Source organism: Thalassospira sp. SM2505 (assembly GCF_054901115.1).
The window spans coordinates 1,596,150-1,619,811 of sequence record NZ_CM142731.1; the positions used below are offsets into that span (position 1 = coordinate 1,596,150).

The 23,662-nt window shown below is 55.0% G+C and carries 20 protein-coding genes; 13 read left to right on the forward strand and 7 right to left on the reverse strand.

Annotation, left to right across the window (positions count from 1 at the left end; translation table 11 throughout):
• Positions 1-51: 51 nt before the first annotated feature.
• The 3 genes from ACTU44_RS07195 to ACTU44_RS07205 all read right to left on the reverse strand — a co-directional run bounded on the left by ACTU44_RS07195 (position 52) and on the right by ACTU44_RS07205 (position 2,943).
• Positions 52-1,389: an NAD(P)H-dependent oxidoreductase gene (locus ACTU44_RS07195; RefSeq protein WP_462097067.1), complete on the reverse strand. Its 1,338-nt coding sequence runs from the start codon at positions 1,387-1,389 to the stop codon at positions 52-54.
• Between the two features lie 25 nt (positions 1,390-1,414).
• Positions 1,415-2,209, reverse strand: coding sequence for a phytanoyl-CoA dioxygenase family protein (locus ACTU44_RS07200; RefSeq protein ID WP_336080393.1), 795 nt, complete (start codon positions 2,207-2,209; stop codon positions 1,415-1,417).
• A gap of 62 nt (positions 2,210-2,271) precedes the next feature.
• Positions 2,272-2,943 carry a GntR family transcriptional regulator gene (locus ACTU44_RS07205; RefSeq protein WP_462097068.1) on the reverse strand — a complete coding sequence of 224 codons (672 nt, stop codon included), beginning with the start codon at positions 2,941-2,943 and terminating at the stop codon, positions 2,272-2,274.
• Positions 2,944-3,197: 254 nt separating this feature from the next.
• Between ACTU44_RS07205 and ACTU44_RS07210 the strand changes: the two genes are divergently transcribed.
• Positions 3,198-4,022, forward strand: coding sequence for a carbon-nitrogen hydrolase family protein (locus ACTU44_RS07210; protein ID WP_462097069.1), 825 nt, complete (start codon positions 3,198-3,200; stop codon positions 4,020-4,022).
• Positions 4,023-4,055: 33 nt separating this feature from the next.
• Here the strand turns inward: ACTU44_RS07210 and ACTU44_RS07215 are convergent, their stop codons facing one another.
• Positions 4,056-4,457, reverse strand: coding sequence for a VOC family protein (locus ACTU44_RS07215; protein WP_114099147.1), 402 nt, complete (start codon positions 4,455-4,457; stop codon positions 4,056-4,058).
• A 230-nt stretch (positions 4,458-4,687) separates the two neighbouring features.
• On the opposite strand from ACTU44_RS07215, the gene ACTU44_RS07220 reads away from it, so the two are divergent.
• Positions 4,688-5,227, forward strand: coding sequence for a YHS domain-containing (seleno)protein (locus tag ACTU44_RS07220; protein ID WP_114099208.1), 540 nt, complete (start codon positions 4,688-4,690; stop codon positions 5,225-5,227).
• A gap of 107 nt (positions 5,228-5,334) precedes the next feature.
• Here ACTU44_RS07220 and ACTU44_RS07225 read toward each other — a convergent pair whose 3' ends face one another.
• Together ACTU44_RS07225 and ACTU44_RS07230 are read right to left on the reverse strand one after the other, a co-directional pair.
• The gene (locus tag ACTU44_RS07225) at positions 5,335-7,248 is read right to left on the reverse strand and encodes a PhoX family protein (RefSeq protein ID WP_462097070.1); all 1,914 of its coding nucleotides are present in this window, start codon (positions 7,246-7,248) and stop codon (positions 5,335-5,337) included.
• Between the two features lie 183 nt (positions 7,249-7,431).
• Positions 7,432-7,983: a class I SAM-dependent methyltransferase gene (locus ACTU44_RS07230; protein WP_462097071.1), complete on the reverse strand. Its 552-nt coding sequence runs from the start codon at positions 7,981-7,983 to the stop codon at positions 7,432-7,434.
• A gap of 116 nt (positions 7,984-8,099) precedes the next feature.
• Between ACTU44_RS07230 and ACTU44_RS07235 the strand changes: the two genes are divergently transcribed.
• Both ACTU44_RS07235 and ACTU44_RS07240 read left to right on the forward strand, forming a co-directional pair.
• Positions 8,100-8,534, forward strand: a complete 435-nt coding sequence (locus tag ACTU44_RS07235; protein WP_462097072.1) for a DUF1178 family protein — start codon at positions 8,100-8,102, stop codon at positions 8,532-8,534.
• Between the two features lie 346 nt (positions 8,535-8,880).
• Positions 8,881-10,308: a GGDEF domain-containing protein gene (locus tag ACTU44_RS07240; protein WP_462097073.1), complete on the forward strand. Its 1,428-nt coding sequence runs from the start codon at positions 8,881-8,883 to the stop codon at positions 10,306-10,308.
• On the opposite strand, the gene ubiG is transcribed toward ACTU44_RS07240, so the two are convergent.
• The gene (ubiG, locus tag ACTU44_RS07245; RefSeq protein WP_114099152.1) at positions 10,305-11,069 is read right to left on the reverse strand and encodes a bifunctional 2-polyprenyl-6-hydroxyphenol methylase/3-demethylubiquinol 3-O-methyltransferase UbiG; all 765 of its coding nucleotides are present in this window, start codon (positions 11,067-11,069) and stop codon (positions 10,305-10,307) included. The two genes, ACTU44_RS07240 and ubiG, sit on opposite strands and share 4 nt — an antisense overlap.
• Before the next feature lie 427 nt (positions 11,070-11,496).
• Between ubiG and ACTU44_RS07250 the strand changes: the two genes are divergently transcribed.
• The 9 genes from ACTU44_RS07250 (at position 11,497) to prmC (ending at position 23,541) form a co-directional block, all read left to right on the forward strand.
• Positions 11,497-12,717 (forward strand): aspartate kinase, encoded by a 1,221-nt coding sequence (locus ACTU44_RS07250; protein WP_068519662.1) that lies wholly within the window; start codon positions 11,497-11,499, stop codon positions 12,715-12,717.
• Between the two features lie 150 nt (positions 12,718-12,867).
• Positions 12,868-13,896, forward strand: a complete 1,029-nt coding sequence (locus tag ACTU44_RS07255; protein ID WP_114099153.1) for an NAD(P)H-dependent flavin oxidoreductase — start codon at positions 12,868-12,870, stop codon at positions 13,894-13,896.
• A 5-nt stretch (positions 13,897-13,901) separates the two neighbouring features.
• Entirely contained in the window at positions 13,902-16,184 is a 2,283-nt protein-coding gene (ptsP, locus tag ACTU44_RS07260; protein WP_114099154.1) for a phosphoenolpyruvate--protein phosphotransferase, read from the forward strand.
• 96 nt (positions 16,185-16,280) lie between these two features.
• Entirely contained in the window at positions 16,281-17,528 is a 1,248-nt protein-coding gene (locus ACTU44_RS07265) for a helix-turn-helix domain-containing protein (RefSeq protein ID WP_336080399.1), read from the forward strand.
• A gap of 179 nt (positions 17,529-17,707) precedes the next feature.
• The gene (gene ispG / locus ACTU44_RS07270) at positions 17,708-18,832 is read left to right on the forward strand and encodes a flavodoxin-dependent (E)-4-hydroxy-3-methylbut-2-enyl-diphosphate synthase (protein ID WP_114099155.1); all 1,125 of its coding nucleotides are present in this window, start codon (positions 17,708-17,710) and stop codon (positions 18,830-18,832) included.
• 129 nt (positions 18,833-18,961) lie between these two features.
• The gene (gene hisS / locus ACTU44_RS07275; RefSeq protein WP_336080400.1) at positions 18,962-20,203 is read left to right on the forward strand and encodes a histidine--tRNA ligase; all 1,242 of its coding nucleotides are present in this window, start codon (positions 18,962-18,964) and stop codon (positions 20,201-20,203) included.
• Between the two features lie 7 nt (positions 20,204-20,210).
• Positions 20,211-21,557, forward strand: a complete 1,347-nt coding sequence (hemA, locus tag ACTU44_RS07280) for a glutamyl-tRNA reductase (protein WP_462097074.1) — start codon at positions 20,211-20,213, stop codon at positions 21,555-21,557.
• Positions 21,554-22,636: a peptide chain release factor 1 gene (gene prfA, locus ACTU44_RS07285; RefSeq protein ID WP_114099158.1), complete on the forward strand. Its 1,083-nt coding sequence runs from the start codon at positions 21,554-21,556 to the stop codon at positions 22,634-22,636. The genes hemA and prfA overlap by 4 nt, the downstream gene beginning before the upstream one ends.
• Before the next feature lie 2 nt (positions 22,637-22,638).
• Complete coding sequence (gene prmC, locus ACTU44_RS07290) at positions 22,639-23,541, forward strand: peptide chain release factor N(5)-glutamine methyltransferase (RefSeq protein ID WP_462097075.1); 903 nt, start codon at positions 22,639-22,641, stop codon at positions 23,539-23,541.
• Positions 23,542-23,662: the final 121 nt, after the last annotated feature.

Here is a 23,662-nt window from a genome sequence, read left to right on the forward strand (position 1 = left end):
AAACCCCGGCCAGCTTGGCCGGGGTTTTTATTTGGTCTGATAATTGGTCGTCTAGCCGAAGGTTGCTTCCATTTCCTTGCGGAATGCAATCGCCGGGTCCTTGGCGTCAAATTCGACATCATCCCATGTCAGGGTCTGATCCATGTTGACCGGACGTTTGATTTTCAGGTGATGGGCAAGGCCAATCGGAAGGGCATTGCGCGCGCGCGATGTGCTGGCCGGGGCAAGCTTGCCATAGACCGTATAGCCGCCTTCACCATCAAGCATTTCGCCCGCTTTAAGGTCGCGCTTGGCGGTGGCAACCGCATCACCCGACCATGCACGTGACGTGCCCGTTGCCTCATGGCGCAGGGCCGCAGACGCCACCGAAATACCAAGTTCCAGCCCGATCAGGTGATAGGGCTTGTACATGGTGGAATATTGTCCGCTTGGATCGGTCAGAAGACCATACTCGTTAAAGCAGCGCGCGACATAATCGCTTGGTGCTTCGAAGGTGACATAAACACCCCAGCGCAGATCACGAAACACCGGACGGGTATCACGTTCAAGGCTTGAAACCACCTCGACCGTACCCTTGCGATCAAGAATGCCGCCACTTTCACGCGGGCAGAGCAATCTTGGCAAATCATCCACCCCGCAGGCCGGGAATTGCAACCCGCATTCCTGCGGTACAAGATCACAGGCATTCGACACAGCCGCCATTTCAATGGCGGATTTGGTGCCATCAAGGAAACTGTTGAAAATCTGCGGGTTCATGCCGCCTGCCTGCGCCTGTTCCGGTGTCAGGCCATAGTGGTGCCAGACATCATCGGGCGTCACATGATGATAGATCGGCAGATACTTGGTGCCTTTGCCTGCGCATGTAACCGGCAAGCCAATGGCCCGCGCCCAATCAACCATTTCAGAAATCAGGGCCGGTTGATCGCCATAGGCCATGGAATAGACAAGGCCAGCAGCCTCGGCCCGTTTGGCCAGAAGCGGCCCTGCAAGAACATCGGCCTCGACATTGACCATGACGATATGGCGGCCATATTCTATGGCCTTGAGTGCAAAGCGAATACCCGCCGATGGACTTCCCGTGGCATCAATGATGACTTCAAGTCCGTCTGCGGCAATCAGGGCATCGGCATCCTCGGTGATCCAGGTGGTGCGGTTTTTATATGCACTGGCCGGATCGGTTGCCGAAAACCGGTCATCGGACCAGCCAACGCGGCGTAATGCCGCCTTGGCCCGGTCGATGCTGAGATCAGCGATGCCCAGAACGTGATAGCCCGGATGGTGTCCGGCCTGACTTAAAAACATCGATCCGAATTTACCGGCACCGATGATGCCAACCCGCACGGGATTGCCTTCATCGGCGCGCTTGCGCAGTTTTGCATCGAGATTCATTTAAATTCACTTCTCCGGCAGGACGTTACGCAGCCGATCGCTTGGCGACCAGCTCTTCAAGGCAGTTATCAGCAAGCGGGCTGATCGGGGTAAAATCGCGATGCGCAATCCACGGTTTGCGATTGAAGGCCCGGATATGGTTCGAGACCGCGCACAGGCTGAGATAGACAATCGTGCGATCAAACGGGCTGATATTGGGTGGGCTCGCGTGCACCAGATTGCCATGGAACATCACAACCGATCCTGCCGGACCAATCGGGGCTTCGCAGCCACCTTCAGCGGCGAGTTTGCTGACGGTTTCGCGATCAAGTGTCCAAAGCGGATAGGATGTGGTTTCAAGATCGTGTCCGGCCTTGAGAACGCCTGCCTTATGGCTTTTGGGAATGAACAGGAGCGGACCGTTGGCCGGTGTCACGTCTTCAAGGAACAGGGCGATATTAAAGGCACGCGGTTCGGGCATTTCATCGTCGCGCTGCCATGTTCCGTAATCCTGATGCCACTGCCAGACAGCACCATCAAAGGCTGCCTTGGCGTTGATCTTGTACTGATGCATGTAAACCTGTTCTTCAAGATACTGAACAACCGGTTCAATCAGGCGGGGATGGGCCCCAAGGCGGCGATGGGCTTCGTTATAGGTATGTGCGGCAAAGGCCGTGCGGGCGACACCGGATGTTTCGCGCCAGACCTCTTCACGGTCAGAGGCATAGATCTGCTTGGCTTCGGTCAGCAAAAGGGCGGCTTCTTCGCGCGAAAACAGTTCCGGCAAAAACACAAAGCCATCTTCGCGAAATTTCGCGAGCTCCGTCTCACTCAGTTTCATGACGTTTCCTCCGCGCCGCACATTATTGTTTGTTCTGTTGCGGCTGATGCCCGTTCGGGCGGTTAGTTGGTTTGGTGATCGGTATCCTTCATTTTCGAGATCAGGCGATGCTTGGCATTGCGCGTGTGTGTGATGGCCAGCATTTGGGCACGGTCACCATCGCCGGCACAGATCGCGTCGGCGATGGCTCCGTGTTCCGTCCAGACCGGGTCTCGGGATGATCCGGTCTGCAGGTCAGCATGCATCACGCGCCGAATTTGCAACCATACGGCTGCGGATGCCTCGGGCAACAGGGGGTTGCCCGAAAGACGATAGATCGTTTGATGAAATGCGACGTCGGCTGCAACAAGTTCTGCGGTGTCGCCGCTGCCCAGGGCGTGGTTCCCCTGTTTTATCGCAGCCCGCAGAGCCGATTCCCGATCCGAGGCCAGGGAGTGCGCCGCAAGACGGGCGGCGAGCCCGTCAAAGGCTTCTCGCAGGTCATAAACGTGACGGACCAGATCGGCATCAACGGCAGCAACGCGATATCCGCGTCGTCCCATCGGTTCGACCAGTCCGTCACGACGCAGCAACCCCAGAGCTTGCAACACTGGTTGCCGCGAGACATTGAGTTCCTCAGCCAATGCTTCCTGACGCAAGGGTGTCCCGGGAGGGAGTGCGCCGGAACACAAGGCATCAACCAGACGGTCATGCACTTCGTCAGTCAGACTTTTTCGACCGGAAAGAGGTTCCATCTTCGATCTTTCTTGGGTATGCGGAATACTGTATACACTAATTTCAACCAAGGGAAGATGCAAGTTCGGGCTATCGGTCTTCAGGATTGTACGCCTGGCTGATGTCGATGACAGGTTTGTGCGGTTTCTCTTGGAAATTCGGGGAAAGTGACAGGCGTGATCGTGTTCACAGGGGCGCTCATCCAATTGCGTATTGTCGCTTGGCCCAGACAGGGCCATCATGATTGCGATAACGATAAAAAGGAGAATGCATCATGACCCGTTTCATAGCTGCCTGCGTTCAGGTCAATTCCCGTGACGTCATGTCAGACAACCTTGCGCGTGCCGCGACCTATGCGCGCGATGCCCATGCGGCGGGTGCGCGGTTGATCGCATTTCCCGAAAACGTATCAATGATGTCCTTTGGTGGCGAGAATGTCCGTGCAGCGGCCTTTCCGGAAAGTGAGCATCCCGGCCTGACATTCTTTTGTGATCTGGCCGAAGAACTGCAATCAACCCTGATTGTCGGATCGCTGCATGTGAAGGTCGCGGGTGAAGACCGGGTGGCAAACCGGTGCTTTGTCGTTGGCCCGGATGGCAAGGTGATCACGTCCTATGACAAGATCCATATGTTTGACGTCGATCTGGCCAATGGTGAGAGTTACCGCGAAAGCAAAACATTCCGCCCCGGCGACAGTGCAAAACTGGCTGATACCGAATTTGGCAAGGTCGGTGTCTCGATCTGTTATGACGTGCGGTTTCCCCATCTGTTTCGTGATTACGCCAAGGCGGGGGCGCGGATTCTTAGCATCCCGGCGGCCTTTACCCGGACGACGGGGCAGGCGCACTGGCATACACTTTTGAAAGCGCGGGCTATTGAAAATGGCTGTTTTGTGATTGCCGCAGCCCAGTGCGGGGATCATCCGGGTGGGCGTCAGACATTCGGCCATTCCCTGATCCTTGATCCCTGGGGCGAGGTTCTGGCAGATGGCGAGACCGATCCCGGCTTTATTACAGCCGAGATCGATCTGGATCGGGTGGATGAAATCCGGCGCATGGTGCCATCCCTGCAAAATGGCCAGACCTATAAACCGTGCTGATAACGCACAGTGCAGATTGCCGGTTTGAAGTGGTCAGGCGTAACTGACCACTTCAAATTCGATGTCATCGCCGTCGCGGAAGTAGAAGCGGCGACCGGGTTCGTAATCTGCGTGGTTATGGGTGCTGAAACCTGATGCCTTGATCTTTTCCTCGGTCGCATCAAGGTCTTCAACCACCACAGCAATATGGTTCATGCCACCCCGGGTGTGATAGGAATTGTCATTGGGCTCGGCTGTGCCGCTCTTGCCGTCGGCATTGCCCGGCGAATAGAGGGCGACATAGCTTGAACTGTTGCCGACATGATAGGTTTCGCCATCATTGATTGATGGTCCTTTCCAGCGTACTTCCCATCCGAACCAGTCATGCAGGTGCTGAGCGGTTTTGGCCGGGTCGGAAACGGTAAAGTTCACGTGTTCCAGATATGCTTCACTCATGGCATTTCCCCTTCATTTTTGCGGGTTACATTGATCTTGTTCCTTGTTGGTAATTCCTCAAGTTAAGTTCAGGTCAAGCAATAATTTGCACTGAAATATATGGATTTCTGATTTTTTTGCTCGGGCAGCTCACAGGTTTTCACGAAACAGTGTCGCAACGTCATTTCGAATTTCGGGCAGTTCGGGGCACGATTGGCCATCACGGAAACCCAAGCGGAGATGATGCTAAGATGTTCAAACAATTTCTGGCCGGGACGGCTATCCTTCTTGCCCTGTCGAGTGCCGCTGTGGCGGGGGAGCAATATGTCGATGAAACCGGCTTTGCCATCAGCGGCTATGATGCGGTGGCATATTTCAACCTGACCCAAAAAGATGATGGCATGATGCAACCTCATGCTGTGCCCGGGCGTGCGGATATTACGGCGGATTACAACGGTGCCAAATGGGCCTTTGCAACGGCCGAAAATCGCGACATGTTTTTGGCTGACCCGGCGAAATATGCCCCGAAATATGACGGGCATTGCGCCTATGGTGTTGCAAAAGGGGCAAAGGTTCCTGCCAACCCGAACCTTTGGCGGATCGTGGATGGCGAGCTGTATCTTAACATCACGCCCGAAGTTGCCGAAACATGGAACAGCGATATTGCCGACTACATCATGGATGCCAATGATGAATGGTCGGACCTTGAGCCCAAATCGGCTTCAAATGACAGCTGGATGGAGATCGGTGACAATGATGGCACATATGATATGACGGCCCCGATCAAGTAGGCGGGCTCGCGCAAAGCAAAACACCCCGGCACATATTGTGGCCGGGGTGTTTCGGTATGTGGTTGGCACACAGATGATGCGGTTGCGATCAGTGTGCGCGAGCGTTATCAGCCTGCGATTTCGCCGCCATCCTGTTTGGTAACCGCGACAACTGACGGGCGCGGGGGAATGCCATCGGCAAAGTCCGGCCAGCGTGTGCTCGGGGTTTCATAGCTCGAACCATCCGCCGGATGCTGCACTGCAAGGAACAGGGTGGTTCCATCCGGGGTGAATTCCGGACCGCACATTTCGGCACCAACCGGGCAGGCAAAGAAGAACTTGGTCAGGGCGCGGCCCGGACCGTCAACATCAGTTGCCCACATACCGTCCGGAATGTCCGAACCCTGTGCGCCGTCAGAAGAAATCCACAGTCGGCCACGATGGTCGATCGCCATGTTGTCCGGGCAGGACAGCCAGGATTCAGCAGCCGGATGATAGACAGCCTTGTCGTCCGGGTTGGACGGATTGCCGGCCGCGAGCATGATGTCCCAGGTGAACCGGTTGGCGGTATGATCGGCATCCTTGCCACGACCACCCGGAGGAGTGAGTTCAAGCACGTGACCATGCGGGTTGGCAGCGCGCGGGTTCGGCGCATTGCCTTCCTTGCGCTTGGAATTGTTGGTCAGCATGACATAGACCTTGCCGTTGACCGGGTTCGGTTCAACATCTTCCGGGCGGTCCATCTGGGTTGCGCCCAGAAGGTCAGCCGCGCGACGGGTTTCGATCAGGACGTCTGCCTGACTGTTGAAGTCGTTTTCTGCGGTCAGCGGACCTTCGCCAAAGATCAAAGGCATCCAGTCAAGTGAGCCATCATCATTGAACTTTGCTACATACAGGGTGCCTTCATTCAGAAGGTCCATGTTGGCAGCGCGGTCGTTCGGGTTGTACTTGTTTGCAGCAACGAATTTATAGAGATAGTCAAAACGCTGATCGTCGCCGGAATAAGCAACAATCGAGTTGTCCTTGTTCAGAACAACCGTTGCCCCTTCATGCTTGAAACGGCCCAGTGCAGTACGTTTCTTGGGCATGGAAGTCGGGTCATACGGGTCAATCTCGACCATCCAGCCAAACTTGTTCGGTTCATTGGGTTCTTTTTCGACATTGAAACGGTCGAAATATTTAACCCATGAGTACCAGCTCTCGGGGCTGATGCCGAGACGCTTGTAATTGCGTTCTTCGCTTGTCTTGGCAATGTCGCCGCCGAAGTAGCCATTGAAGTTTTCTTCGGAAATCAGAATGGTGCCCCATGGTGTCTTGCCACCAGCACAGTTATTCAGGGTGCCAATAACGCGGGTACCGGTATTGTCCGAGCTGGTTTTAAGGCGGTCATGGCCTGCTGCCGGACCGGTGATTTGCATTTCGGTATCAAGGGCGGAAATACGGCGGGCATATTTCGAGCCATCAATGACCTGCCATTTGCCATTGGTCTTTTTGATCTCGACAATCGAGTGACCATGAGCAGCAATTTCATGAAGGGCCTGTTCCTGTGATGCGCCCATCGAGTCTTTCAGGCCTGGCCACATCAACTCGGCGTTGGTGTATTCATGGCTGATGCACAGCAGGCCATGATCCGAGCTGTTTGAGCCAACCGGAAGCGGCATATAGCCGACATAGTCACAGTTATAGCCAAACTGCTTGTTCTGTGCGGTTGCGTTGACCTGACCGGGAACGAATTCCGGTGCATCGGCGACAACCTTGTCACCCCAGCGGATCAGCACGTCGGCGTCGTAGCCTTCTGCGACCGCATGGGTTTCGGTAATTTTCTGCGGGATCGATTTGAAGGTCAGCGTGGATGCTGACTGCGCTTTGGCAACACCGCGGGTCGCAATGCCTGCGCCGACCACGGCCGAAGTTGCCATCAGGCCCTTGAAGAAACCACGCCGCGAGAAGCGTGCGTCGATCAGGTCCGAGATGCGCGGGTTACGGGTTGGATTGGAAGGAATGTCGTCGCGATCTTCAATAATTTCGAATTGTTCGCTCATGGCTTTTCTCTCTCTGTGCAGTGCCTGATACAGCGCGGAGAAAATGCCAGAAGATTCGAAATGTAATTGTGATGTTTTTGTTATGTTATAACGGCGAGACGGGCGGATCGGAAACCACAAGGAAATCTGCGGAAGCAAGCGCGGGCACCAAGCAGTATTTCAGGTGGTGATGACGTGTGCATATCAGGATGTCAGGGGTCTTTGGGCGACGATTGCCTGTTTGATGGCTGTAATCCCAGAATCGCCATGTGTGACGGGCCCTTGTTGGAATGCAACGATGCCCCAGTCGGCAAAGATGTTCTTCAGTTCGTCTTTTTCTAACAAAAAATCAGGTGAACGGGGGCGCCCGATCTTTTCATTCCCGGTCATGAAAGTCTCGTAGACTATTGTGCCACCAGATCGCGTGGCATTGCGCAGATGATCAAACAGCGGCCTGTGCAGATAATTGACGACAACAATCAGATCGAATTGCTGATTTCCCATCGGCCAATGTCCGGTTTCCAGATCGGCCTGCTGCCAGTTAATGGATTGATCGGGCTGTTGATCGGCCTGTCGATCGGCCAAGTGATCGACACGTGAAAGATCGCGATCAAGGGCGGTGACATCCCATCCCTGCTGCGCAAGCCAGAAACTGTGACGTCCGGCACCACAAGCCAGATCAAGCGCATGGTTTTGCCCGGCGGACGGGGCGGGGCAGTGCTGTGTGATCCAGTTGGACGGCAATTGGGATGACATTTTTGTAAATCTTGTTTATTGAAGGTTTCGCATGTGACTGGCGGAATGCCTCCGTCCGGGCCATATTACAGATAACTTAATGTTCTGCGACATATTCGGTTTCCACAAGTACCATCATGATTCTTTTCCAGCTTAAATGCGAACATGATCACGAATTTGAAGGTTGGTTCAAAGACGGCGCGACCTATGACGCGCAGGCCGCCGATGGCGACCTGTCCTGTCCGGTATGCGGCACGTCAAATGTGGGCAAGGCCCTGATGGCGCCGCGTTTGCGGACCTCGCGCCAGAAAGAACAGGCCGCCGAGAAGCAGCATCAGAAAGCCGTTGCCGAAGCCGCCAAGGCTGCCATCGCCGAAATCCGTAAACAGGTCGAAACCAATTGCGAGCATGTCGGCAGCAAATTTGCTGAAGAAGCCCGCAAGATCCATTATGGCGAAGCCAAAAAGCGCGGTATCTACGGCCAGGCATCCCTTAAGGAAACCGCCGAACTGGTCGAGGAAGGCATTGATGTTCATGCCTTGCCCTGGGACGACGCACACAAGAAAAATTGATCGCGACAGTCTGTGGGTCTATAGGGACTGCGGAACATATCTCCTAGCGAACTTTTCGAAGAGCCGGAGCCGAGCTGTTCAGCACGGGGTGACGGCGGAAAATTTTCAGGGAGAACATGGTCCATGGGCTCTAATTGCGGCTGGACATGTTGAAAAACATCCGGCCGTGATTACTTTAAAACGCAAAGACTATACAAAAGTGGTGGTTGGGCGATTTGGTAAAGGTCCCGTGCGACTGGCTTTGGCCATGTGCGGGTTTCACCGTCTCATGATGACCACCGAGACATTAAGGACTTTGTTCCGTGCCCGGTTGAGCTGAGGCTGTGACGAAAGTCGGGGGAGAAACGTGACGTCGCGGACTGCAATTGTTGATTATGTGCCATATCTGGTCGGTGCAATCGGTGCGGGGATACTGGTTTTTGGTGCTTCACTTTTTGGTATCCTGACGCGACCCGAAGGGCTTCTTGCCGTTCTGTGGCCAGCCAATGCGTTGTTGCTGGCGGCATTTGTGCGAGTGCCATCCATGAATACGCCGATCGGATGGCTGGCGGCATTCGGCGGGTTTATGCTTGCCGATATCCTGACCGGCAGTGATGTCAGCAAGGCTGCCTGGTTGACCGTGGCCAATATGTCCGGCGTTGCCGTCGGGTTGGCGCTGATCAGCAAACTCGATCCGGAAGACCGGAACTTGCGCAGGCCGTCGGGGGTTCTTTATCTTTGCCTGACAAGTGCGGCAGCCGCGACCGGGTCCGGATTGATGGGCATTGCCGTGGCTCTGATTGTCTTTCATTCCGATCCGGTTATGGCATTCGTGTTCTGGTCGAGCACCGAGTTCGCCAATTATGTCATCATCCTTCCCTTTGCGATGACAGTGTCGCGATTGCCCGATTTCCTGAATGGCTGGCAGCGGCTTGCAGGGCGCATTAGACAGGACTGGAAAGTGCTGCTGGGCGGGATGCCCGCGCTTTCACTGGCATTCAGTCTGGTTATGGTCTCGTTTGTCGGCGGGCCGGGCGCAATCGTTTTTCCGGTCCCGGCACTTTTGTGGTGTGCGCTGAGTTATCGGCTCAGTGTTGTATCGGTTCTGATTATGTTGCTTTCGCTCTGGCTTATGATTGTGTTGGAGCTTGATCTGCTTGCTAATCTGCCAGAAGGGGCCGACCCCTATTATGGTGTCATATCCACCCGGCTGGGGATTGCCATGCTTGCCCTTGGTCCTTTGACGGTTGCTTCAATTGATCGTGCAAGGTCAGCCCTTGTCGAGCGGCTCGATCATGCGGCCAATCATGATTATCTTACCGGTCTTCTTACCCGCGGGGCTTTCATGCCGTTGGGGCAGGAAATGGTTGACCGGATTGCCGCGCAAAAGGGCCGTCTGACGGTCATGGTGATGGATCTTGATCTCTTCAAGGAAATCAATGACAGCCATGGACATGCGACCGGTGACAGAATCCTGATCGAAGTGGCCCGTGTCATTCAGCGCAACTTGCGGGGAACCGATCTGTTTGCTCGTCTTGGCGGCGAGGAATTCGCAATTCTTGTTCCTGATATCGCCAAAGTCGATGCCCAGGGATTGGCGCAACGCATTCGCAAGGCGGTCGAACAGGCAAGCATCGTGGCCGCGAACGATGTGCCGATCCATACGACGGTCAGTATCGGACTTCTATATCGCCAACCCGATCAGCCGATCAGGATCGATACTCTTTTGAATGAAGCTGACCGGGCAATGTATGAAGCCAAGGAAAACGGTCGTAACCGTGTGGTCGCGCGTTAAGCCGCATCAGGCTTGCGCGCAATCACCATGTAATTGACATCAAGATCACGCGGCGCGGGATACCATTTGTCATTGATCGGGTTATAGGCAACCCCGGTGATATCGGTCAGCTCAAGACCGGCCCCGCGCAAATAGCCCGACATTTCAGACGGTTTGACGAATTTTCGCCAGTCATGCGTGCCAGCCGGAAGCCAGCGAAGAATATATTCCGCACCGATTTTGGCCAGTGCCAGTGACTTGATGGTGCGGTTCAGGGTCGCGACAAACATCAATCCGCCGGGTTTCAGCACCGATGCACAGGCCTGCATGAAGAATTGCGGATCATCGACATGTTCGATGACTTCCATATTCAGCACGATATCAAACTGTTTGCCTTCATCGGCCAGCATTTCGGGTGTGCAGCAACGGTAATCGATCTCAAGGCCTGATTGTGCAGCGTGGACCTTGGCGACTTCGATGTTGTTTTCGGCTGCATCAATCGAGGTCATTTTTGCCCCCATCCTCGCCAATGGTTCGGAAAGCAAACCGGCACCACAGCCAATATCGATGATCTCGATATCCTTAAGCGGTTCGATCTGGTTGGGATCACGACCGAGATGGGCGCAGATATTGTCTCGCAGAAGCTGCAAGCGGACCGGATTGAAGCGGTGCAGGGGCTTCATCACGCCATTCGGATCCCACCATTTTTCGGCCATTGCAGAAAAACGTGCAATTTCCTCTGCATTGGCGGTGCGGCTGGTTTTGGCGGATGCTTCCGACATGACGTGGCTCCAAAGGCATGAAATCAAATCTGTTATGCTGTGCCCTGTTTACGCGGGCCGGAACGGCAAGGCAATACTCAGCTGTCAAAAGCGCGATCTTCCTTAAACTGTGGCAGCGATGTGTCCGGTGTCAGGTGCCTTGCAAGGGTGGAATGGTTTGTCAGGGTTTCTGGGTAAAATTCGCACGATATTTCTCTGAATTTGCGGTCTCCGAGCCTTTCCGGACATATTTGCCTTATAAAAATTGCATCGACGCAATTTATCGGCTGCGTTGATGCTTGTTTCGCGATGATTATGGAAGTATTGATAACGCCGCCCGGATCAGGAGAAGCGCCGAGTTAATGGCATTGCACCCCTGATTTGGGACCGGATCACATACCGTCATTCTCGGATCGCCGATGGACGGAGAGCATAGCGGGGATACTTCATGGCCCGTATTGTCATGAAATTTGGCGGCACTTCGGTCGCTGATGTTGATAAAATCAAAAACGTAGCACGTCGGGTCAAGGCCGAGGTGGACGCTGGCAATCAGGTAGCTGTTGTCGTTTCCGCCATGTCTGGCAAGACCAACGAGCTGGTCGGCTGGGCGCAGGAAGTCTCGCCGATGTATGATGCACGTGAATATGACGTCATCGTATCGTCGGGTGAACAGGTGACTGTTGGTCTTCTTGCCATGGCATTGCAGAGCATGGATGTGCCTGCACGTTCCTGGCTCGGATGGCAGATCCCGATCAAGACCGATGGCGCACATGCCAAGGCCCGTATCAAGGAAATTGACACCACCGAACTCGACAAGCGCATGAATGGCGGCGAAGTCGTTTGCGTGGCGGGTTTCCAGGGGATTGCCCCGGATAACCGGATCACGACACTTGGTCGTGGTGGTTCTGATACATCTGCTGTGGCGCTTGCGGCTGCACTGAATGCTGATCGTTGCGACATCTATACCGATGTCGAGGGTGTTTACACCACCGATCCGCGCATTGTGCCCAAGGCCAAGAAGATCGAAAAGATTACCTACGAAGAAATGCTGGAACTGGCTTCGCTGGGTGCGAAGGTCCTGCAGACCCGTTCGGTTGAGATGGCCATGAACCATCGCGTCCGGGTACAGGTCCGTTCGACCTTTAGTGAAGCAGAAGGAACACTTGTTGTAGACGAGGACGAAATCGTGGAACAGGAAGTCGTCAGCGGAATTGCCTATAGCCGTGACGAAGCCAAGATCACCTTGGTTAAAGTCGCAGATAAACCGGGTATTGCCGCTTCTATCTTCAGCCCGCTGGCTGATGCGAATATCAACGTCGATATGATCGTGCAGAACGTCTCCGAAGACGGCAAAAGCACGGACATGACCTTTACCGTTCCGCGGGGTGAATTCCAGCGTGCGCTTCAGGTTATCGAAAAAAACAAAGACAAGATCGCCTATCAGGAACTCCTGAGCACCTCTGATGTGACCAAAGTGTCGATCATCGGTGTCGGTATGCGATCCCATGTTGGCGTTGCGCGCAAAATGTTTGAAACCCTTGCTGAAAAGGGCATCAACATTCAGGTCATCTCGACCTCGGAAATCAAGGTCAGCGTGCTGATCGCTGAGGAATATACCGAACTTGCAGTCCGTGCCCTGCACACTGCCTACGGTCTTGATGACGAATAATTTCGACAGAACGATCGCTTTTGCGCGATTAAGCCACTGTTAAATTACGTGTAATACTACATACTAGCTGGAACGATGTGTTTCGGCCTTTGTAATGAAATGGCAGGGAACCTCGCGTTCCCTGCATTTCTGCTTTGGGGTACTGACAATATGAGCGATCCGAAATTTGACGCAGCACACGCGCGCCTTGAAAAGCTGTGGGCAGCGGGCAAGGAATTCCTTGGGACCGACTATGCCATCATGGCTGGCGCAATGTCGTGGGTGTCTGAACGTCACCTGGTTTCGGCAGTCTCGAATGCAGGCGGCTTTGGTGTGATTGCCTGCGGGTCCATGACCCCGGATTTGCTGTCGGCTGAAATTGCCGCCACCAAGGAAATGACCAAGAAGCCGTTTGGCGTCAATCTGATCACCATGCATCCGCAGCTTGATGATTTGATTGAAGTCTGCCGCGAACATAATGTCGGTCACGTGGTTCTGGCAGGTGGTTTGCCGTCTTCGGCATCAATCAAGCAGGCCAAGGAATTTGCCAAGGTTGTCTGTTTCGCCCCGGCACTGGTTCTGGCCAAGAAGCTGATCCGTTCGGGGGCTGATGCGCTGGTCATCGAAGGCAGCGAAGCAGGCGGTCATATTGGCCCGGTATCGCTGACCGTTCTGGTGCAGGAAATCCTGCCCGAGATTTCCGACATCCCGGTTTTCTGTGCCGGTGGTATCGGACGTGGCGAGGCCATCACCGGTCTTCTTGAGCAGGGTGCCGCCGGTGTTCAGATCGGAACCCGTCTGGTTTGTGCCGAAGAATGCATTGCCCATCCTGATTTCAAAAAGGCCTTCATCCGTGCAAGTGCGCGCGATGCGGTAACCACCGTGCAGCTTGACGATCGTTTCCCGGTTATTCCGGTGCGTGCCCTTGCCAACAAGGGAACTGACGAGTTCCGTGAAACCCAGCGCAAGGTCATCGAAAAATTCCGTTCCGGTGAACTTGATCAGGGTGCCGCCCAGCTTGAAATCGAACATTTCTGGGCCGGTGCATTGCGCCGTGCGGTGATCGATGGTGACGTTGAAAGCGGATCGGTTATGGCAGGGCAGTCGGTTGGTATGGTAAAGAAAGAACAACCGGTTACAGAAATTCTGCAAGAGTTGGTCGAACAGGCCGTGCAATCCCTGATTAAGAGAGACAGCTAAGCCAAATGAGCATTCCGTCCGCCGCAGTCTCAGGTCCGCGACGCCTTTTAAAGCGCGTCCGCGACGTCATGGCTGGTCCGGGGACTGCTGAGGAACGCCTGGGACAGATCGTGACGATTATTGCTGCTGATATGGTGGCAGAGGTGTGCTCGGTCTATGTCATGCGTGCGGGCGAGGTGCTTGAGCTGTTTGCGACATGTGGTCTGTCCAAAGAGGCCGTCCACATGACGCGTCTTCGCGTCGGCGAGGGGATTGTCGGCTTTGTTGCCGCCCATGCCCGCCCGCTGAACCTTAAGGATGCGCAAGGCCATCCCAACTTTGCCTATCGCCCGGAAACGGGCGAGGAAATCTATCATTCCATGATCGGCGTGCCGATCCTGCGCGGTGGTCGGATCATCGGCGTTCTGGCCGTTCAGAACCGCACAGAACGCCTTTATTCCGAGGACGAGCAGGAAGCGCTTGAAAACGTTGCCATGGTGCTGGCCGAAATGGTCGCCGGTGGTGAGCTGGTCAGCCGTGAGGAACTGATACCGACCGACGGGATTGCGCTTTTGCCACTGCGTCTTGGCGGTGCGCGTCTGGCACCGGGGATTGGCAAGGGGATTGCCGTTCTTCACGAACCACGTATCGTCATTGATCGCATGGTTGCCGAAGACCCCGAAGAGGAATTGACGCGTCTGCGCGAAGCAATGCGCGGGCTTCAGAACCATCTCGACAAGATGCTTGAAGCCGTATCGGGCATTGACGGCATTGATGAGGCCGATGATCCGGGTGACATCCTTGAAGCCTACCGGATGATTGCCCAGGATACTGGCTGGCTGAACCGTATTACCGAAGCTGTGCATACCGGCCTGACTGCCGAGGCGGCGGTTCAAAAAGTTCATGACGATACCCGGGCGCGCATGGCGCAGGTTTCAGATCCGTATTTGCGCGAGCGCTTGCATGATCTTGAAGATCTGGCAAACCGTTTGTTGCAGCACCTTTCGGGACAATATCAGTCCCCGGCATTTGGCGATCTTCCGGATGATATCATTCTGGTTGCGCGCAATATCGGTCCGGCAGAGCTTCTTGATTATGACCATACCCGTCTGCGTGGTCTTGCCCTTGAAGAAGGGTCGCATACCTCGCATGTGGCGATTGTTGCGCGTGCGCTTGATATTCCGGTTCTGGGCGGGGTCAAGGGCGTTCTCGACAAGGTCGAAGGCGGTGATCCGCTGATTGTCGATGCCGATAACGCCCAGTTGTTTGTGCGCCCGTCCGAAGATGTGCGTGCCGTGATTGACGGGGCATTACGGGCGCGTGCGGAACGCAAGGCACTTTATGCCCAGATGCGTGACATGCCCGCGCGCACGACAGACGGAGCCGATATCTCGCTGAATGTGAATGCGGGTCTTTTGATCGACGTTCCCCATGTTGTGGAAAGCGGTGCGGACGGGATCGGGCTGTACCGGACGGAAATCCCGTTCATGGTGCGCTCGGCCATGCCAGACATCACCGATCAGACGCGCCTTTATGACCGGATATTCGAACAGGCCGAAGGTCGTCCTGTCGTATTTCGAACCCTTGATGTCGGCGGTGACAAATTGCTGCCGTATTGGGAGGATATGACAGAGGAAAATCCGGCAATGGGGTGGCGGTCGATCCGTATTACCCTTGATCGTCCCGCAGTGCTGGTTCATCAGTTGCGCGCATTGATCCGTGCAGGGCATGACCGTGATCTTTACATCATGTTCCCGATGATCGCCGAAGTGGCCGAATTCGATCAGGCCAAAGAGCTTCTTGATCATCAGCTCAGGCGTGAAGCTGCGCGCGGCTTTGTGCCGCGTAAGGTCGAAGTCGGTGCGATGCTTGAAGTCCCGGCTCTTATCTGGCAGGCGCCTGCGTTGCTTGACCGGGTGGATTTCCTGTCTGTCGGGACCAACGACCTGTTGCAGTTCATGTTTGCCGCAGATCGTGGAAATCCGCGCATTGAAGGGCGATATGATACGCTTTCACCAAGTGTATTTGCTTTTATGCGGCAATTGGTGACATTGTGTGACCAGCGGAATGTCCGCCTGACCATTTGTGGTGAGATGGCCGGGCGCCCGCTCGAAGCGATGGCTCTTATCGGTTTGGGAATCAAACGATTGTCGATGGCACCTGCCTCTGTCGGTCCTATCAAGGAAATGGTCAGAAGTATGTGCAAGGCTGAAGTTGAACAATATGTTCTGTCGATAATGGGCAGTTCCACCAGATCGTTGCGTTCGCGTCTTAAGGCTTTCGCAATAGATCATGGTGTAAAACTTTAAAAAATATCGCTTTTGGTGGGGTAGTCTGCTATTTTTATTGCTAGATCGTAACGTGGGGGTGCGGAGTTGGCGATCAAAAAGCGAAAGGAAGATCATTTGGATGATGAATCCCGTGAACGCCTGCGTTTCAGGCCTCTTTCAGGGGATATGCCATCAAATGATGTCGTGATGGACGCAGAGAATAATCAGTTCGGTGGTGGATCCGCCGACGTCGGAAGCCTGCTTAGGGCGACCCGTACAGGATTAGGGCAATCTGTCGAAGACGTTTGCCAGATGCTGCGTATTCGTAAAATTTATATCGAAGCCATCGAGAATGGTGACTATTCGGTTTTGCCAAATGGTCCCTATGGTCTTGGCTTCGTAAAGGCATATGCCGAGCATCTTGGCCTTGACGGGGCCGAAATGATCCGTCGTTTCCGTGAAGAAAGCAATGCGCCCGCGGTCCGCAGCGAATTGTCCTTCCCGAAACCGGTTCAGGAAAGCCGTGTGCCCGGTGGGGCCGTGCTGCTGATTGCGGTGATGCTGGGCCTTGGTGCCTATGGTGGATGGTACTATCTGTCGAGCCAGGGCAAAACCATTGCCGATCTTGTCGATCCGCTGCCAGAACGTCTGGCAAGCTATTCGACAATGGCAAATGAACAGTCCGAACCGCGTAATCTTGAAAATGCGGCAGAAGCAAGGGCTGCCGAGGCCGAGGTTCCTGTAACTTCACCGGCTGCTTCGGAGACTGCGGTGACGGGGGCATCTGATGCGCCGTTGGCCGCGACCGAAGAAACCGTTGCTCAGGAACCGGTTGTCGAGCCGCAAGCTGCTCCTGCTGCTGAACTTGCCGAAACGAACGAGGCACCTGCACCGGTCGTTGCCGAGGAACCCGCCGCAGCCGAGCCGGTTGTGACGGAAACCGCCGAGGCACCGGAAGCAACACCTGCACCGGTTGCAACCCAGACAGCACCTGCTGCAACGCCAGCACCGGCACCTGCGGCACCAAGTGCCGAAGTTGCATCGGTTCCGGCCGCGCCGGACGTTGATGATGCCGGTGGTGCCCGTGTGTTTGGTGCCGTCAATGTTGATAGCCGGGTGACGATTTCAGCGGTTGAAACCAGCTGGGTTCGCATCCGCGAAGCAGATGGAAATGTTCTTCTGACCCGGATGCTGACAGCTGGAGACACCTACAAGGTGCCGAATCGTGACGGTTTGAAACTTGAAGTCGGGAATGCCGGTGCGCTGACATACAGCATCGACGGTGCCGAGGCCAAACCGGTCGGCAATTATGGCGCAGTGATCTCTGATTTCTCGCTTGATGTTGACGATCTGTCGGCCATTGGACAGACAACCGTTCAGTAGGTTTTTCGCCAGCAAGACTGCACTCGGAACCGAATAAATGCAAAAGGCGGCCCCAAGGGTCGCCTTTTTCGTGTCAGATATGCGAAATCTGGCTGAAAATCTGTCAGGCAACGGTTTCTAATCTGTGTCTGATAAGCTATATACACCCCCAAGACATCTTGAACATTTTGGAACCGGAAATGAGCGTCCGCCCATATCGCGATATTGAACGCCGCCAAAGCCGCAAAATCCGTGTTGGTAATGTGGAAGTTGGTGGAGATGCACCGATCTCTGTGCAGTCGATGACCAATACCCTGACCACCGATGTGAACGCGACAGTTGCGCAGATCCTTCGTCTGGAAGAAGCCGGTGCGGATATCGTTCGTGTATCCTGCCCGGATCAGGAGTCAACGGCGGCCCTGAAAGACATCATCAAACAGGTGCATGTCCCGATCGTTGCCGATATCCATTTCCATTACAAACGTGCCATCGAGGCTGCAGAAGCCGGTGCGGCCTGTCTTCGTATCAATCCGGGTAATATCGGATCGACCGAGCGTGTGCGCGAAGTCGTCAAGGCCGCCAAGGATCATGGCTGTTCGATGCGTATTGGTGTGAATGCCGGGTCGCTTGAGAAGGAGCTTCTGGAACGCTATGGCGAACCATGCCCGGAAGCCATGGTCGAAAGCGCGCTTAATCACGCCAAAATTCTTGAAGATCAGGATTTCCGCGAATTCAAGATTTCTGTCAAGGCATCGGATGTGTTTCTGGCGGTTGCCGCCTATTACGGCCTTGCCGAGGCATGTGACTATCCGCTGCATCTTGGCATTACCGAGGCCGGTGGTCTGCGTGGTGGTACGGTCAAATCATCCATCGGCATGGGGAACCTTCTTTGGGCGGGGATTGGCGATACGCTGCGTGTATCGCTTTCGGCTGATCCGGTTGAGGAAATCCATGTCGGGTTTGATATCCTGAAATCGCTTGGTCTGCGGACCCGTGGCGTTCAGATCATTTCCTGTCCGTCATGTGCACGACAGGGCTTTAACGTGGTTGATACCGTGGCCGAGCTTGAAAAGCGTCTTGCCCATATCTCGACCCCGATTTCGCTATCTATCATTGGCTGTATCGTCAATGGTCCGGGCGAAGCCCGCGAGACCGATATCGGTCTGACCGGCGGTGGTGGTGGAAATCACAAGATGTATATCTCAGGCCGTCCCGATCATAATATCAGCACCGAAAAGATGGTCGACCACATCGTCGAACTGGTCGAGGAACGTGCTGCCAAGATCGAAGCCGAAGAAGCTGCAAAACAGACTGCAGCGGAATAGCAACGCTGTATTGATCAATTTTGGCTTTCCGCTACATCGGCGGAAAGCTATTTTCATGTTCACATGAATTTGCGCATGCTGGATTTTTAGCGCAAATATCTGGAATTCAAGTTAGATCGGAGACCCAAAGTGGCATCGCTTCAACCCGTCCGTGGTACGCATGACCTTCTGCCAGAACAGAACCGTCTGCAAGATTACATCGCGAATACTGCACGCGAAATCGGCGAGTTGTATGGCTACCATCGCATGACCACGCCGATCTTTGAATTTACCGAGGTCTTTGCCCGTACCCTTGGCGATACGTCCGACGTTGTGACCAAGGAAATGTATACCTTTGAAGATCGCGGTGGCGAACAGATCACCCTGCGTCCCGAAGGAACAGCAGGCATTGCGCGTGCCTATATCTCAAACGGCATGCAGCAGATGTCGCCGGTCAAGGTCAGCTATTATGGCCCGATGTTCCGCTATGAACGTCCGCAGAAAGGCCGTCAGCGCCAGTTCCACCAGATCGGTGCCGAGCTTCTTGGCGTTGAACAGGTTGCCGGCGATATCGAGATGATTGGCTATGGTGCGCATATCCTTAAACGCCTTGGTCTTTGGGACGATATCACGCTTGAACTCAATACCCTTGGTGATCCCGAAAGCCGTGCGGTCTATCGCGATGTGCTGGTCGAATATTTCAAAGGCCATTTTGACAAGCTGTCCGAAGACAGCCGGGCGCGTCTTGAAAAGAACCCGCTGCGTATTCTTGATTCCAAGGATGAAGGCGACCGTGAACTGGTGGCAAATGCGCCGTTGTTCTCGGAGTATCTGAATGAGCACAGCAAGGAATTCTTCAAGGGCCTGACCGGTGGTCTGGGTGATATCGGGATCGGCTATGAGCTGAACCCGCGTCTGGTGCGTGGTCTGGATTACTATTGCCACACCTGCTTTGAATTCACCACCAACACCCTTGGCGCACAGGGCACGGTGATGGCCGGTGGCCGTTATGACGGTCTGATTTCGACCATGGGCGGTCCGCAGACTGCCGGTGTTGGCTGGGCCGCGGGTGTTGAACGTCTTGCCCTTATGGTCGGTGAAGCACCGGCGGGCGCGCGCCCGGTTGCCCTGATCCCGATGGGGGATGCCGCCGAGGCAAAATGTCGCACGCTGGCCCAGACCCTGCGTGAAGCAGGTATTGCGGTCGAGCTTGGCTATTCCGGCAATATGAAGAAACGCATGAAGCGCGCCGACAAGGCAAATGCCAGCCGTGCTGTCATCCTTGGTGATGATGAACTGGCCAAGGGTGTCGCCCAGTTGCGTGATCTTGATAGCGGCGAGCAGCAGGAAGTTGCGCTTGATCAGCTTGCGGATGTGATCGGCAAAAAGTGAGAGCGGTGTGACAGACGGACCAACGCATGAGGATGCCGGAGATTGGCCGCTTGATCGCCTGATGGTGATCGGCACCAATCATCGGCGCTCAAGCGAGGATACCAGAGACCGTCTGTTCATTGACGAAGCCCGCCTGCCACAGTTTCTTGCCGCAATCGAGCAAGCCCGACTGGGGCAGGCCGTTGTCGTTTCAACCTGCAACCGCACCGAGGTTCATCTTCTGGCGTCCGAGGCCGAGCGGGGGCGTGAACGTCTGATTGATCTGATGTCGCTTTGGGGCGATATCGACCGGGACCAGCTGGCAAGCGAACTTTATATCCGGTCCGGTCGTGATGCGCTTCGCCACATGTTTGCTGTGGCGGCGTCGCTTGACAGTCTGGTGATTGGTGAGCCCGAAGTCTTCGGGCAGGTCAAGGATGCGCACCGCATTGCGCGCAAGCATGAACTTGTCGGGCGTGAGCTGGAACTGGTCTATCAGACCGCCTATGCGATTGCCAAAAAGGTCAGAAGCCAGACCGGTATCGGGCAGGGAGCGGTATCCATCGCCGCAGCAGCGCAATCTGTTGCCAGGGATCTGCATGGTGATCTTAGGGATTGCACGCTGTTGCTCGCCGGGGCCGGGGATATGGGCGAACTGATCGCCGCATCGCTTGCCGAGCGCGGTATTGGTCGCATTCTGGTGACAGACCGCCTGACCGCAAGGGCACGTTTGGTGGCGCGCAGGCTTGATTGCCACTGGTCGGAAATGGATGATCTTGACCGGCTTCTGGCCGAGGCTGATCTGGTTCTGACCGCTGGCGGGTCGCGGCGCTACATGATCGACAAGGAACGCGCGCATGCGGCGGTCAAACGCCGTCGGTTCCGTCCGGTGCTGATGATTGATACCGCCGTTCCCGGCGATATCGATCCGCAGGTTGATGAAATTGATGAAGTGTTCTTTTACCGGATCGAGGATCTGGAAAAGATCGCGGCCGAGGGCCGTGGCGGACGCGAGGAAAAGGCTGATGAAGCCTGGACGCTGATTGAAGCCGAACTTGACGGTTTTGTCCGCGACCGGGCCCAGCGTGCGGCAGTGCCAGCGATTGCCGATTTGCGCAGGCGGTTCGAAGCTGTGCGCGAAGATGCGCTGCGCGAAAGTCATGGTGATGCAGAAAAGGCGACCCGATTGCTGATCAATCGTCTTTTGCATACACCGACCCAGGCCCTGAAAGATTTGGCGACGACAACAGACGGTGCAGGCACCGTGGAATGGGTGAAAGCCCAGAAACTGTTGGCGCGTCTGTTTGAACTTGATGATAAACCGCTTGCCGGTCATACCGACCCGGGCGATCCCGAACAGGAGAATAAAGAGTGAGTTTGGACCTTGGTAAACTTGAAGGCGTTGTACGCCGGTTCGACGAACTCAATGCGCTTCTTTCCAGTGGCGAACTGGATGGCGACGGCTTTGCCAAAATGTCGCGTGAACATGCGGAACTGGCGCCGGTGGTCGAGGCGATTGACGCCTATAAGCGTCTTTTAAGCAATCTTGAAGAGGCCGAGGAAATTCTGGCCGATACGTCCGGTGATCGCGAGATGCGCGAAATGGCCGAAGTCGAGAAATATGAAATTCTCGAAAAGCTTCCTGATGCCGAACGTCAGATGAAGCTGATGCTGATCCCGAAAGACAGTGCAGACACCAAAAACGCCATTCTTGAAATTCGGGCGGGGACGGGCGGCGAGGAAGCAGCCCTGTTTGCTGCCGATCTTTACCGCATGTATCAGCGCTATGCCGAAAACCGCGGCTGGAAGTTCGAGCAGATGGATGCCAGCGAAAATGATCTTGGCGGGTTTAAGGAAGTCATCGTCAACGTATCGGGCACCGACGTCTTTGCGCGTTTGAAGTTCGAAAGTGGCGTGCATCGCGTTCAGCGTGTTCCGGTGACCGAGGGCGGCGGGCGTATCCACACATCTGCCGCCACCGTTGCTGTTCTGCCCGAGGCCGAGGAAGTCGATATCCGCATCGATCCAAAAGATCTGCGTATTGATACCTATCGATCCCAGGGGGCTGGTGGTCAGCACGTTAACACCACCGATAGTGCGGTGCGCATCACCCACATTCCGACCGGTGTTGTCGCGGCCAGCCAGGAAGCAAAATCGCAGCACAAGAACAAGGAAAAAGCGATGAAGATGCTGCTTTCGCGCCTGTATGATCAGGAACGTGAAAGCAAGGACAGCGCGCGTGCGGCTGACCGTAAATCACAGGTCGGTTCGGGGGATCGTTCGGAACGTATCCGCACCTATAACTTCCCGCAGGGTCGTGTTTCGGATCATCGTATTAACCTCACACTTTATCGTCTTGATGACTTCATTGCGGGTGGTCCGTCGGTGGATGAAATGATTGATGCCCTGATTGCCGAAGAACAGGCTCAGAAACTGGCCGAGATCGAAGGGTAAGCATGTCAGTGCAAACTGCATCAACACTTGGTGGTCTGATGGCTGAGGGCGTTGCAGCTCTTGATGCTGCGGGGATCGAGAATGCCCGGATGGATGCGCGCATTTTGCTTGCACGTGCCGCCGGTGTTGATGGCGGTCGCATTTCGGCATGGCCCGAAGACGAAGTATCGGACTCAAAAGCCGCGATTTTTCGCGATATGATTGCGCGTCGCATCGGTTATGAACCGGTCGGGCGGATTTTGGGTGAACGTGATTTCTGGCGGCATACCTTTAAACTCGCGCCTGATACACTTGAACCGCGACCCGATAGCGAAACGCTTGTCGAATGGGCAATTGATTTCCTTGAAGATAACGACGCGCCACGGATCGTTGATTTCGGGACCGGGACAGGATGTTTGTTGTTGTCCGCTGTTGGTGATCTTCCCGGGGCAACCGGGATCGGGCTTGATATCAGCGAAGGGGCGGTTGCCTGTGCGCAGGAAAATGCCAAAGCCCTTGATCTGGACAGCCAGGTCGTATTTCGGGTCTCGGATTGGGATAGTGCCCTTGATGACGGCGAGCGCGCCGAGGGATTTGATCTTGTGATGTCCAATCCGCCCTATATCACACAGGCGGAAATGGAAACGCTGTCACCCGAAGTTCGGAAGTTCGATCCACGTCGCGCACTGACGGACGAAGGTGACGGATTGGCGGCCTATCGGGTGTTGTCACAGGTGGCATTTGATCTGGTCAGGCCCGGTGGATTTGTGATCTTCGAAATCGGACGCGGGCAGGAAAAAGACGTCGGCCAGCTGCTGGTCGAAGCCGGATTTGTTGGCGTCGAATATCGTGAAGACCTTGGCGGAATTGTTCGCTGCGTAGCAGCAAAGAAAACCCGTTGTTCCGTCGGGCGGTGCGTAATCTGAGTTTTGCGTCGCTGTGATGTAAAAAAAGCGATTGGCAATGAAAAAAACAGTTGGAATAACAGATCAAGCCATATAGGTTGGTTTTAACGGGCCGGGTGCCCGACGCGCTTATGAAAGCGCC